Consider the following 13,165-nt stretch of genomic DNA (forward strand, 5'->3'; position numbering starts at 1 on the left):
TCCGACCGGTCGGCTCCCAGTCGCTCACTGGTACCGCCCGCGGCCCTCGACCTCGCGCAGTCGCTCCAGCACCGAGTGGTCGCCGGCGACCTCGCGGGTCGTCTCCGTCGTCTCGGCGACGCGCTCGTAGCGGCGTTCGACGACGTCGACGAGTCGCTCGGCGTCGGTGACCGTCCCACGCAGCGACCGCTCGAACACGTGGAGGTCGACGGCGAGGTCCTCGACGTGGTCCGTGTAGTGGCCGAGCCCGAAGTCGATCAGGAACGTTCGTGGCGTCTCGTCGGGGGCCGGATCGACGACTCCTTCGGGAGCCACCCGGACGTTGCGCGTCGTCGGGTCCCCGTGGACGATCCCGGCCGCGTGGAGCCGCGCGAGGTGGCCGCCCACCGCCGCGACCAGCGACTCGATCTCGGCGGCGTCGTGTGACGCGACGGCCCGTGGCTCCGTCGCCGCCTCGCCGTCGGCGTCCTCGTCCGCCAGCGCCCGCGCGAGGTCGTACTCCCCGACCCGGGAGAGCTCCAGCGTCGCCGTCGCCGTGTCCACGTCCCGCACCAGCGGCGTCGGGACGCCCTGCCGGCGTGCGGCCGCGAGCAATCGCGCCTCGCTCACCGTCCGCTCCGCCCGGAGCCGCTCGTCGAGCGTCTCGTGCCGGTACGTCTTCGGCACGCGCCGCTTGACCACGGTGTCACCGTCGAGCCGGACGGCCGCCTCCGCACCGGCGAAGGCGTCGGACTCGCTGCGGGTCTCACCCGAGTTCGTGGTGCCGTCGTTCGCTCCACTCTCCGTCGCCGCCGCGAGCCCGCCGACTCTGGTGACCGTCTCCGCGTCGTCGCGCCACCCGACCGGGACCTGGTCCGGTCGGAAGTCCGGGTCGACCGCCGACTCCGCCACGGGCACCGTCTGGCCCGCCGCGGCCATCTTCGCACCCAAGACGGCGATCATGTTCGCGTTGTCGCGGAGGAACCGCGGCTCTGGGGCGTAGAAGTCGGCGCCGCGCTGCTCGCACATCTCCGCGAGCATCTCCCGGAGGCGCGCGTTCTGACCGACGCCACCGCCCAACACGAGTTCGTCCGCACCGGTCAACGACAGCGCCCGCTCGCTCACCTCGGTCAACATCCCGAAGACGTGCTCTTGGAGCCCGTGACAGACGTTCTCGACCGGGACACCGTCGTCGACGGCGTCCTTCGCCGCGGAGACGATCCCCGAGAAGGAGAAGTCCATCCCCTTCACGACGTACGGGAGGTCGTGGTAGCTGCCGTCTGCGGCGTGGCGCTCGACTTTCGGCCCGCCGGGGTGGCTCCACCCGACGTGGCGGGTGAACTTGTCCAGACTGTTGCCGACTCCGGTGTCGGTCGTCTCGCCGAGGACCCGGTAGCGACCGGCACGGTACCCCAACAGGTGCGCGTTCGCGCCGGAGGCGTTCAGACACACCGGCGAGTCGAACCCCGAGCGGTGGCGCCCGATCTCCAGGTGTGCGACCATGTGGTTGACGCCCACTAGCGGTACGTCGAGTCGGCCGGCGAGTGCCCGGGCCGCGGTCCCGACGATCCGGAGACACGGCCCCAGTCCGGGACCGCGAGAGAACGCGACGGCGTCGACCGGCGGATCGTCGTCGGCTGCCGACGAGTCGGCGTCTGCGTGCTCCTCCGCCGGTGCCGTCTCGCGGGCGTGTGTCAGTGCCCGCTCGACGACATCGGGGACCGCCGAGCCCATGTGTTCGGCTGCCTCCCGTGGGTGGATCCCGCCGCTGTCGGGTTCGTAGCGGTCGTGGAACTCGACGGACTCGTCGCTGGCTGTGTCGTACACTGCGGCACTGGCCATCCAGGCGGTCCCCTCGATCCCGAGAACGCGCATCCGACCGGGGCGTTACGCCTCTTCGGCGTCCGCGTCGTCGGCGCCGATGCTGTTGCGTTCGAGCATGTGGTCCTGCTCGATCTCCGTCGCGTGGTCCGCGGAGTCGTACACCTTCGCGTAGCCGACGGTCTTGCGCATCCCGAACTTCGTGTCGAGTTCGTGGACGACGACCTCCTCGGCGGCCTTGTCCAGCGTGGCGGCCAGCGAGTCACGCACCTGGAGTCGCTCCGGGGTGGCGTCCTCGTGGACGACCTCGAACTCCACGTCCGTGCGGTGCAACATCGGATTCTCGTCCTCGTCGACGATGTCGATATCCATGGTTCAGTTACCAGAACTACCGCCCGATACCCGGAAAAGGATTTCGAAGCGGACGACGCCTCGTCGGGGGACGGCGGCCAGACGGCCGCAGGCTCCCGAACCCACGGATACAAGCCACGCGGCCACGACGCTCCGGTGTGCGACAGTTCGTACTCTGTGCTCACGAGGTGCCGGCCGACGGCGACCTCTCGCTGGACGACCTCCCGGGCAGCGGCGGTCGTCTCGACCTCCTGTGTCGGTGTGTCGGCGCCGGGTTGTTCACCTCCCACGGGATTCGCTCGGACGCACGCGTCCACCTCGTCGTCGACGACGCGGTGACGGTCCGGTTCGACGGCGCGGACGCCCGGAACCTGAACCCCGACGAGCGGTCGACGGCCGCGCGGGTCCGGGACGCGCTGGAGCAGCGCGAGTCGGCCATCGGCCACCAGCCCGCGGACGTGAGTCCCGGCGTCGAGGTGTACCGGATGGGACTCGCGGAGACGCTGGACGGTCTGGACGGGACGGTCGTCCAGCTCCACGAGGACGGCGAGCCCGCGGTGGACGTGTCCCCGCCGACGGACCCGGTGTTCGTGCTCTCGGACCACCGCGACTTCACCGCCGCGGAGTCGACGGCGATCCGCGACCGCGCGGCCCACCGGCTCCGGTTGGGGCCGCGAGCGATCCACGCGGACCACAGCGTCGCCGTCGCCCACAACTGGCTCGACACGGACGGCTACCGCTCGTACTGAGTCGGGCGGCGGTGTCGGCGTGCGGGCCGGTGGTTTCGAAGGGGTTAAGAATCAGCCTCCGGTACCTCCGAGTGCGGGCCGGTGGGGTAGCTTGGTATCCTTCGGCCTTCGGGTGGCCGTAACCACGATTCAAATTCGTGCCGGCCCACTTCTCCCGCAGTTCGGTTCTGTAGTGGCTGGTGTCCGACGGGTGGCCGTACCCACGCTCCCGTGAGCGCAGCGAACGGGAGGCGACGAGTCGCAGCGCGGACCGCGAGCGCAGCGAGCGGTCCGTGACCGTCTCGTCTGCATTCAAATTCGTGCCGGCCCACTTCTCCCGCAGTCCAGTTCTGTAGTGGTAGGTATCCGACGGGTGGCCGTGACCACGCTCCCGTGAGCGCAGCGAACTCACTCCTCGTCACCACGTCGTTCGAACGGCCGCGCGGTGACGACGAGTTCGCCGTCGGGGAGTGCCGAGATCTCGGTCGACTCCTGGAACGTCTCGCCGTCGGCGCGGCGGCCGACCGTCTCGCCGCCCCACTCGCCGTGTTCCTCGACGAACGGGAGCACGTCGCGGGCGATCAGTTCGACCTCCGACTCGGGGCGCAGCGTCTCCCACCGCCGGCCGAGCAACTCCGACCGCTCGTAGCCGTACAACTCGAGGTACGCGTCGTTGGCGTACTTCACCCGCCCGTCGGCGTCGAGGACACAGATCCCCTCGCGTGCGGCTTCCAGCGCCGCCAGTCGCTCCGCCGCGGCCTCGCGCGCTCGGTGCCGCTCCACCTCCCGTCGAATCCGGTTGCCGAGCTTCACGTAGTGAGCCTCCCCCGTCGACTTCTGGACGTGGTCGTTCACACCCGCGGCCAGCGCGTCCGAGACGAGCTCGGGGTCGCCACGACTCGTGTACAACAGGAAGGGGAGCCACGGGCGGCGGCGACGCACGGCCGCGAGGAACTGCAACCCGTCCGTCGACGGCATCTCGTAGTCGCTGAGCAGACAGTCGATCTCGCCGTGACCGCCGTCCGTCTCGCCCTCCGTCTCCCTCGTCCCGTCCGTCTCCGTCTCACCCCCCGTCTCCGTCGTCCCGTACGCCTCCGTCGGCCCTCGCGTCTCCGTCTCGCCGGCGACACTCGTCTCGTCGTCGTCGGGCGTCGCACCCACGGACGTGTCGACGGCCGTCGCGTCGGTCCGCGCCCGTTCGGCCGCAGCCTGTCGGTCGAGGCGGTCCAACACCGCCGCCGGACAGTCGACCGACTCCACGACGACGCCGTCCACGAACCGCTGGAGGCTGTCCGCGACGAGCCGACGGAACCCGGCGTCGTCGTCGACGTGTAACACACGGATCGGGTCGCGAGCCTCGGCGTCCGACATCGTCCACGTCGTTACCACGCCCGCCGGAAGAATTTTTGGCCGATTTCACAGGTGCATTTATATGTGTGGAGCACGTACACACGCCTATGGTCGAGGAAGTCGTGTTCGAATCCGAGCGGCGAGAGGACCGTGCGACGGTGGCGGAGACGCTCCGGACCGTCGCGGACAGACTCGAGGCGGACGGTCGCGTCACGCTGTCGGCCGGCGGAGAGTCGGTCGAGATCGACGTCCCCGAGCAGCCGACCTTCGAGGTGAAAGTCGAGAACGAGGGCTCCGAACGGAGTATCGAGTTCGAGTTGGAGTGGGACACCACCGACGGCGCGAGCGACACGGGTGGCTCGCTGTCCGTCGAGTGACGGCCGGCACACACCGGCGTCGAGACGCGGAAACGGCTCGCTGCGGACAGACGACCGGAGCGCCGTGGTACCGCGCCACGGAGCTACCGGTTGCGTCTCCGACAGCGGGACACTGGGGCGGACCACACGGTTGAAATGCCACCGGGTCGAGACGGACGAGTGTCTATGACTGAGAGTGCACGGTGGGGGCGTGGGGCCAGTTCGACCCGGGGGTGGCGAGCGTGACCGACGGACCGGACGCGAGCGACACGGGCGACGCGAGTGTGACACCGGTCCTCGACGGCGGATCGGCACTGTCGGGCGACGCCCCGACCGCGACGCTGGTCGACGACTCACTCACGAGTGTCACGTCGGCCGCGGCGACGACGGCCTCGCTGGTCGTCGTCTGCGGCCCGCCGGGCGTCGGGAAGACGACGGTCGCCGAGACGGCCGCGGAGCGACTCGACGCCACGCTCCTCCGGACGGACGTGGTCCGGAAGGATCTCTTCCCGGCGCCCACCTACAGCGACGAGGAGACCACGCGCGTCTACACGGAACTCTTGGAGCGCGCCCGGTCGCGGCTGGCTCGCGAGGAGTCGGTCGTCCTCGACGGTACGTTCCGGACCCGCGACACCCGCCGTCGTGCGGCCGGCGTCGCCGAGACGACAGACACCCCGGCTCGCCTCGTCCGCGTCGCCTGCGAGGAACCGGTGGTCCGCCGCCGCCTCGCCGACCGCGAGGACGACGCCAGCGACGCCGACTTCGCGGTCCACCGCTCGATCCGCGAGCAGTTCGAACCGCTGGAGTTGGCCCACGCCCGGATCGACAACTCCGGGACTGCGGCGGCGACGCGGCGACAGGTCGAGGAGCGGCTCTAGAACCGACCTTTTTCACTCCTCGGGTGGCGCGCGGCGCGCGCCACCCGAGGAAAAAAGCTCGATCAAAAAGGGCCGCGAGCGCGCCGTTCGGCGCGCTCGCGGTGGATTGCGGTGCCGCGACCGCACCGCTCCGCGACCGCATCGCCGCCGCACCGCTCCGCCACCGCACCGCCACAGCACCGCACCGCCCGCTCCGCTATCGCACCGTCACAGCACCACCCGCCCCACTCCCCCACCGCTACAGCACCGCACCACACCGCCCCACGCCGCCACCGCTCCGCTCTCGCACCCGATACTGTCTCGTCACGTCGACACACTCGAACTCGCTCACGGGGTCAGTCGACGACGACCGTCGTCACCGGCACCGCCGCGGCCTTCCCGACGTGGTCCGCAACGCTCCCCGTCACGAGGCGGTCCAACCCCTGCCGCCGGTGGGTCCCCATGACGACGAAGTCACAGTCTCGCGCCTCGACCTGCTCGACGATCACGTCACCCGGCTCTCCCTCGACGGTCGCACGCTCCAACGACACGTCGCCGATCCGGTCGGCGACCGCCTCGAACACCGCCTCCGGCGACCGCGGGTTCTCGACCGTCCCCGCCTCGCCGGCGGGCGCCGTCTCCGTCTCGTCTGCATCCGGGTCCACGACGTGGAGCGCCACCAGTTCCGCGTCCAACGCCGCCGCGAGTGTGTGTGCGTGATCGACCACCGTCTCCACGTCGCCGTCCCCGGCGACCGGCAGGAGGATTCGCTCGTAGTCGGCCATACGCGTCCGTCGTGACACCACGGAGTTAACTCCTCGTGTTCGCCGCTCGCAGGGGGCGCCCCGGCTCCCGTTCCCACACCACCGGTGCCCGTAGCTTTACCCGACCCTGGTGGGAAGTGGTGGCACATGAGTACACTCGTACTCCGTGACGGCACCGTCGCCGACGCCGACGGCACCGTCGCGGCCGACGTGGCGGTCGACACGACGAACGGGGAGATCACGGCGGTCGGCGACGTGAGCGACGCCGTCGCCGCCGCGGACGACCTCACCGAGATCGACGCGAGCGACGACTACGTCGCGCCGGGGCTGATCGACAGCCACGTCCACATCCAGATGGACGGCCGCGCCGACACCGAGTCGGTCCACGGCGAAGCCACGGAGTCACTCGCGCTGACGGCCGCCGGGAACGCACGCAGCGTGGTCGAGCGCGGCGTCACCACCGTCCGGGACCTCGGCTCCGCGAACGGGTTGGCCGTCCACGTCCGCGACGCCGTCGCGGAGGATCGGATCGTTGGCCCGCGCGTCCGCGCCTGTGGGCGAGCCATCACGATGACCGGCGGCCACGGCCACTGGTTCGGGCGCGAGGCCGACGGCGCCGCCGAGATCCGCACCGCCGTCCGCGAACAGCTGAAGCTCGGCGCGGACGTTGTGAAGTGCATGGCGACCGGCGGCGTCCTCACCGCCGGTGCCGACACGGGTGCCGTCGAACTCACCCGCGAGGAACTCGAGGTGCTCGTCGACACCGCCGCCGCGAAGGGTGTCCCGACCGCGGCACACGCCCACGGGAAGGCCGGGATCGTCAACGCCAGCGAGGCCGGGATCACCAGCGTCGAACACGGCACCTACATGGACCGCGAGGCCGCCGAGATCATGGCCGAGAACGGCACCTACTGGGTGCCCACCGCCAGCGCACTGCGGGGGATCGTCGACAATCCCGACGCCGGCATCCCCGCGGAGGCGATGGCGAAGGCCGAAGACGCCGCCGAGGAGTTCGCCTCCTCGTTCGAGCACGCCGTCGCGGCGGGGGTGCCGATCGCGATGGGGACCGACGCCGGCACCCCGTTCAACTACGCCGACCAGATCCCCGCGGAGTTGGGGTACATGCTGGAGTACGGGATGGAGCCGGAGGCGGTACTGGAGGCGGCGACGGTGAACGCCGCCGACCTACTCGGGCTCGAGGACGTGGGTCTCGTGGAGGCGGGGTACGCCGCCGACCTCGTCGTCGTCCCGGAGAACCCACGCGAGGATCCGACGACGTACGAGGACGCCGCCGTGGTCGTCGCCGACGGCGATCGGATCGTCTGACGGGGAACGAGTCGCCCGCCGGAGTGACCCGCAGCCACCGCCTGCCGACGGGCTGCGACGGCCCCGTCGACGGCCCGCAACGGCCTCGTCGACGGCTCGGATTTAAGGCTTCGCGTACCAGAGTAGTCGACAGACCAGTATGGCGGGGGACATCGCGGAGGTGTTGGACCACGGGCCGGGAGCCGACGCCGAGGAGTTGTCGCTGCGCGAGCGGATCGTCCGCACCGTCGAGATGCTGCGTGGCTCCGACGTGAACGCGCGGCCACTCCGCCCGTCGGACGGCGTCCTCGCCACCTTCGACCTACCGGAGGGCCAGACGGAGGTCGAACGCTACTGGGTGAACGCGCCGTACGCGTACGTCGTGATCACCCACGACCCGGAGGCCGCCGAACACTACTACCACGTCGTCGAGCCGGACCTCGACGCCTTCGAGCGGGAACTGCTCGCCCGCGTCGTCGAGGACATCCGCGACCCACTGTTGTTCCGAGAGGGTGTCGGCCGCGCCGGCGAGGAGACGTTGGAGGCGGAACTCGCGCGGCTGCTCGAACAGTACGGCGCGGAGTTGGACATGAACAGCTTCCACTCGCTGTTGTACTACCTCGCGCGCGACTTCCGCCGGTACGGGAAGGTGGACCCGTTGTTCTACGACGGCCACATCGAGGACATCTCCTGTGACGGCTACGACCTGCCGATCTTCGTCTACCACGACCGCTACACGGACATCGAGACCAACGTCGTGTTCGCTCAAGAGGAGTTGGACAACTACGTCACGCGGCTCGCACAGCGGTCGGGGAACCACGTCTCCGTCGGGGAGCCCATCGTCGGGACGACGCTGCCGAACGGCGCCCGCGTGGAGTTGACGCTCGGGAAGGAGGTGACGCCACGCGGGTCCGCGTTCACGATCCGGAAGTACGCCGACGAGCCGTTCACGCCGATCGACCTGATGAACTACGGGACGTTCTCCGTCGAGCAGATGGCGTACTTCTGGCTGTGTATCGAGCACAACAAGAGTCTCATCTTCGCCGGGGGGACCGCCTCGGGGAAGACAACCTCGATGAACGCGGTGTCGATGTTCATCCCGCCGCGCTCGAAGGTGCTCACCATCGAGGACACCCGCGAGCTGTCGCTGTACCACGACAACTGGCTCTCGTCGGTCACGCGCGAGCAGAGCGGCGAGGGGTCGGACATCGACATGTACGACCTCCTGCGGTCGGCGCTGCGTCACCGGCCGGAGTACATCATCGTCGGGGAGGTGCGTGGCAACGAGGCCGTCACGCTGTTCCAGGCGATGAACACGGGTCACACGACGTTCTCGACGATGCACGCCGACTCCATCGAAACCGTCATCAACCGGCTGGAGAACGAGCCCATCAACGTCCCGCGGGCGATGGTCCAGAGTCTCGACATGCTGTCGATCCAGACGCTCACCCGGTTCGAGGGCGAGCGCGTCCGGCGAGCGAAGACCATCGGCGAGATCGGCGGGATCGACCAGCGGACGGAGGAGCTCAACTACGCCTCCTCGTTCAAGTGGCTCCCGGACTCCGACGAGTTCCAGCGCAACGACTCCTCGCTGCTCGACGAGATCCAAGAGGAGCGCGGCTGGAGTCGCTCGGAGCTGCTCTCGGAGATGGACGACCGCGAGGAGTTCCTCACCTACCTCCAAGACGAGGGGGTCACCGACTACCGGAAGTTCACGGCGCTGGTCAACGAGTACTACGCAGATCCCGAGGAGACGATGAGACGCGTCGAGGAGGACCGGCTGCTGGACGCACTCGCGGACGAGGACGTGGGCGACGACGGCGGTGGACTCGGGGGCGAGAGCACCGGTGGGGGCGGCGAAGACGACGGTGGTGACGGCGACGGCGGGTTCGCCGACGGCAACGCCGGGGACGAGGGTGGCGAGGACGACGACCTGGGAACTGGCGGAGGGGGCGACGAGGAGACGACGGCCGACGGTGACGACGGAGCGACGGGCGACGACGGCGACGGACTCGGTGACGGCCCCGCCGACTTCGACACGGAGCCGAGTGGGGACACGGACGGCAGGAGATCGGACGACGACCCGAGCGTGGGCGGAACCGAGTCGGACGGCGGCGCGGGTGCCGACGGAACCGGGTCGGATGGCGACACGATCGACGGGGACGACCCGGAGACGGACGGGGGAACGGACGACGACCACACCCGCTACGAGCCGAGTGAGGACCTCGGGCTGGAGTGACCGTGGTCTCGGTCGTCTGGTTCCTCCCGCTGGTGCTCGCGCTCGGACTGTTGGCCCCCATCGCGCTCGTCGCGGTCGACGACAGGATCGACCTGGCGGTCACGCGCGTGGCCGTGACGTTCTTCGGGCAGTACGTCGCCGAGGAGAGCGAACAGAAGGTGAACCAACAGCGGCGGATGCGGGCGGCACACGTCGGCGACACCCACCGCTCGTTCGCGGCTCGTACCCTGTTGTTCTCGACGCTCGCGGGGTTGGCCGGGAGTATCCTCGGCGTGTACGTCATCGCCGGCGTCCTGGCGGCGCTCCAACTCGGCAGCGACACGGTGGCGTCTGCGCTCCCGCCGCAACTGTCCTTCCTCGCGGCGCTGACGGACGTGTCGTCGCTCGGGGTCCTCGAGCTGTTCCCGCTGTTGTTGCTCTCCTCGGGGACGTTCGGTGCCGGGCTCGGACTGGGTGCCTACTACGGTCGGTGGATCGTGATGGACCAGCGTGCGTACGCCCGCGCCGGACGGATCGAGGCGACGCTGCCGCGGACGGTGGCGTTCGTCTACGCGCTCTCGCGGTCCGGGATGTCGTTCCCGAAGGTGATGACGACGCTGGCGGAGAACGAGGACGTGTACGGGGAGGCTGCACGGGAGTTGGGCGTGGCGGTCCGCGAGATGGAGACGCTGGGTGCCGACCCGCTGACGGCGATGGATCGGCTCTCGAACCGTACGCCGGCCGACAACATGGCGGAGTTCGCCGGCAACCTCTCGTCGGTGTTGGGCAGCGGGCGGAACCTCTCGGAGTTCCTCCGGAACCAGTACCACCGCTTCCAGGACGAGGCGGAGTCACAACAGGAGCAGTACCTCGAGATCCTCTCGACGATGGCGGAGGCGTACGTCACCGTCCTCGTCGCCGGCCCGTTGTTCCTCATCACGATCCTCGTCGTGATCGGACTCGTGTTGAGTTCGAACACGATCGGACTCCTCCGACTGATGGTGTACATGGCGATCCCACTGGCGACGTTCGCGTTCGTCGTCTACGTCGACTCCATCTCGCAGGGGAACGCCGACGGGACGACGGACGCCGGCGGGTTCACGGACCCACGGAAGGCGCTGGTCGCCGGCACCCTCGACGAGTCCGAGACGGACGGCGACGCGCTCGTCGGCGCCGTCGCCGTCGACACGGGCGACGAGGGTGGCGACACCGGTGGAGAAATTGGCGGGGGAGGTGGCGGCGGTGGCGGAACCGGCGGAACGGGTGGTGGTGACGGAGCTGCTGGGACGAGTGGCGACGGTCGTTCGACGCCCGACGGCGCCGCCGCGACGACGGACGGAGGAACGGTGGACGGTGACGACGGACTCGGTGGCAGTGGCGGCGACGGAGGACTCGGCAGTGGCGGCGACGGAGGACTCGGCAGTGGCGGCGACGGAGGACTCGGCGGTGGTGGCGACGGAAGACTCGGCGGTGGTGGGCTCGGTGGCGACACCGACGTCAGCGGTGACGGCGACGGCGGCGGGCTCGGTGGCGGAGACGAGAGATACGGCGACGGCGGCGGACACGCGTCGGCGGCGGACCCGTGGCAGACGAGCCGGGAGCGGCTGGCGGCGTACGACACACTGTCGACGTACCTGGAGAAGCTCAGAGAGCCGAGTCGACTCGTCCGCGACAACCCGGGCGTGACCGCGTACGTCACCCTCCCGGTCGCGCTCGTGTGGATCGTGGTACGCGCCGGGACGCTCCCGCTAGAGGTGTTCCCGGCGATCCGGACACTCGACAGTCCGATCGTGGAGGGGACCGTGTTCGTCCTCGCGGCGTACGCGGTCGCCTACGAGTACGAGAAGCGGCGGACACGCGGCGTCGAGAAGGCGGTCCCCGACTTCCTCGACCGGATGGCCAGCGTCAACGACGCCGGGATGTCCGTCGTCGAGAGCGTGGAGACGTTGGCAGACGACGACGTGGGTGCGCTCACACCCGAACTCGAGCGGACGTGGCGCGACATGCAGTGGGGTGCCGATCTCGTCACCGCGCTCCACCGGTTGAAGGACCGCGTCGACTCCGTGCTGGTGACGCGGGCGGTCGCCCTGACGACGAACGCCGTCGCCGCCAGCGGGGACGTGGCACCCGTCCTGGAGATCGCCGCCGACGAGGCGCGGTCGACACAACAACTCCGGAGAGAGCGCCGGCAGGTGATGTTGACGTACCTCGTCGTCATCTACGTCTCCTTCTTCGTCTTCCTCGGGATCGTCGCCGCACTGACCACGTCGTTCCTCCCGGCGATCGAGGGCGCGGAGTTGGGTGGCTCGCTGGGCGGGAGTGTCCCCGGTGTCGGTGGCGGCGCGGGCGCGCTCGGCGGGATTCAGAACGTCAACACCGACCAGTACGTGGTGTTGTTCTTCCACGCCTCCGCGATCCAGGGGATCGCCTCCGGTGTCGTCGCCGGACAACTCGGCGAGGGCAACGTTCGCGACGGCGTCAAACACGTCACGTTGATGTTGTTCGTCACCTACGTCGCGTTCACACTGGTGGGTGCCTGAGACCGTGACCGACACCGAGGACGATGCAGAGACGGCGGCCGAGACGGACACACGCGAGCGCGGCGAGACCGGCGAGACGACGGAGGTCGGTGGCGGCACCGAGACCGACGAGACGGAACGGGAGAACGACACCGCAGCCGAGTCCGGCGAGACGGGTGCGTCGGCGAGCGTCGCGGGTGTCGCTGCCACGTACGACGAGATCGCGGAGCACTTCGCGGAGACGCGGGCACACCCCTGGCCGGAGGTCGTCGACTTCGTGGAGACACACGGGGCAGGTGGCGACGACCCCGCACCGGCGGTCGGACGCGGAGACACCGCGGTCGGACACTCTGGGGCCGCCGTCGGGCTGGACCTCGGCTGTGGCAACGGCCGCCACGCGGAACTGTTGGCCGGGGCGACGGACCGCGTGGTCGGCGTCGACGCGAGTCGCGCGCTGCTGGTGACCGCACGCGAGCGCGCCGCCGAACGGGGGTACGCGGACAGTCTCACGACCGTCGTAGGCGACGCCGGGGCACTCCCGCTCGCGTCCGACCGCGTCGCGCTCGTCGTCTACGTCGCCACGCTCCACCACCTCCCGACGCGAGCCGCGCGGGTCGCGTCGCTCTCGGAGGTGGCACGGGTGCTCGCGCCGGGCGGCCGGGCGCTGGTGAGCGCGTGGAGCACGGCCCACGACCGCTTCGACCGGACGGACGGGTTCGACACCGAGATCGACTGGACGCTGCCGGGCGGCGAGACCGTCCCGCGGTTCTACCACGTCTACGATCCCGACGAGTTCCGTGCGGACCTGCGCGCGAGCGACCTGGCGGTCGTCTCCACGCGGGTGTCCAGCGGCAACTGCTACGCCGTCGTCGCGCCGGCCGACGAGTGACTCCCGGCGAGTGAGTGCCGTCGAGTGG

The 13,165-nt window shown here is 70.0% G+C and carries 10 protein-coding genes, 1 tRNA gene and 1 pseudogene; 8 read left to right on the forward strand and 4 right to left on the reverse strand.

All coding sequences use genetic code 11. The features are described 5' to 3' along the window. Positions 1-24 precede the first annotated feature (24 nt). Together RYH80_RS05365 and RYH80_RS05370 are read right to left on the reverse strand one after the other, a co-directional pair. Positions 25-1,854 (reverse strand): bifunctional N(6)-L-threonylcarbamoyladenine synthase/serine/threonine protein kinase, encoded by a 1,830-nt coding sequence (locus RYH80_RS05365; protein ID WP_370902831.1) that lies wholly within the window; start codon positions 1,852-1,854, stop codon positions 25-27. Between the two features lie 12 nt (positions 1,855-1,866). Further along, entirely contained in the window at positions 1,867-2,172 is a 306-nt protein-coding gene (locus tag RYH80_RS05370; RefSeq protein ID WP_370902832.1) for a 30S ribosomal protein S24e, read from the reverse strand. Between the two features lie 137 nt (positions 2,173-2,309). Here RYH80_RS05370 and trmY point away from each other — a divergent pair, with 137 nt between their 5' ends. Together trmY and RYH80_RS05380 are read left to right on the forward strand one after the other, a co-directional pair. Beyond that, the gene (gene trmY, locus RYH80_RS05375; RefSeq protein ID WP_370902833.1) at positions 2,310-2,900 is read left to right on the forward strand and encodes a tRNA (pseudouridine(54)-N(1))-methyltransferase TrmY; all 591 of its coding nucleotides are present in this window, start codon (positions 2,310-2,312) and stop codon (positions 2,898-2,900) included. 75 nt (positions 2,901-2,975) lie between these two features. Beyond that, positions 2,976-3,048, forward strand: a tRNA-Pro gene (locus RYH80_RS05380). Between the two features lie 239 nt (positions 3,049-3,287). Here RYH80_RS05380 and RYH80_RS05385 read toward each other — a convergent pair. Then, positions 3,288-4,250: a response regulator gene (locus tag RYH80_RS05385; protein WP_370902834.1), complete on the reverse strand. Its 963-nt coding sequence runs from the start codon at positions 4,248-4,250 to the stop codon at positions 3,288-3,290. Positions 4,251-4,336: 86 nt separating this feature from the next. Between RYH80_RS05385 and RYH80_RS05390 the strand changes: the two genes are divergently transcribed. After that, positions 4,337-4,606: an amphi-Trp domain-containing protein gene (locus RYH80_RS05390; protein WP_370902835.1), complete on the forward strand. Its 270-nt coding sequence runs from the start codon at positions 4,337-4,339 to the stop codon at positions 4,604-4,606. Between the two features lie 221 nt (positions 4,607-4,827). Then, positions 4,828-5,463, forward strand: a complete 636-nt coding sequence (locus tag RYH80_RS05395; protein WP_370902836.1) for a P-loop nucleotide/nucleoside kinase family protein — start codon at positions 4,828-4,830, stop codon at positions 5,461-5,463. A 335-nt stretch (positions 5,464-5,798) separates the two neighbouring features. Here the strand turns inward: RYH80_RS05395 and RYH80_RS05400 are convergent, their stop codons facing one another. Continuing rightward, positions 5,799-6,227, reverse strand: coding sequence for a universal stress protein (locus tag RYH80_RS05400; RefSeq protein ID WP_370902837.1), 429 nt, complete (start codon positions 6,225-6,227; stop codon positions 5,799-5,801). Between the two features lie 126 nt (positions 6,228-6,353). Between RYH80_RS05400 and RYH80_RS05405 the strand changes: the two genes are divergently transcribed. From RYH80_RS05405 to RYH80_RS05420, 4 genes and pseudogenes are all read left to right on the forward strand, one after another. Further along, positions 6,354-7,532, forward strand: coding sequence for a metal-dependent hydrolase family protein (locus tag RYH80_RS05405; protein ID WP_370902838.1), 1,179 nt, complete (start codon positions 6,354-6,356; stop codon positions 7,530-7,532). 139 nt (positions 7,533-7,671) lie between these two features. Then, positions 7,672-9,262 (forward strand): annotated as a pseudogene (locus RYH80_RS05410) (type II/IV secretion system ATPase subunit); the annotation flags it as partial. A gap of 490 nt (positions 9,263-9,752) precedes the next feature. After that, the gene (locus RYH80_RS05415) at positions 9,753-12,269 is read left to right on the forward strand and encodes a type II secretion system F family protein (protein WP_370902839.1); all 2,517 of its coding nucleotides are present in this window, start codon (positions 9,753-9,755) and stop codon (positions 12,267-12,269) included. 199 nt (positions 12,270-12,468) lie between these two features. Next, positions 12,469-13,137 carry a class I SAM-dependent methyltransferase gene (locus RYH80_RS05420; RefSeq protein ID WP_370904657.1) on the forward strand — a complete coding sequence of 223 codons (669 nt, stop codon included), beginning with the start codon at positions 12,469-12,471 and terminating at the stop codon, positions 13,135-13,137. Positions 13,138-13,165: the final 28 nt, after the last annotated feature.

The sequence above is a fragment of the Halobaculum sp. MBLA0147 genome, assembly GCF_041361345.1.
Taxonomy (GTDB): Archaea; Halobacteriota; Halobacteria; order Halobacteriales; family Haloferacaceae; genus JAHENP01.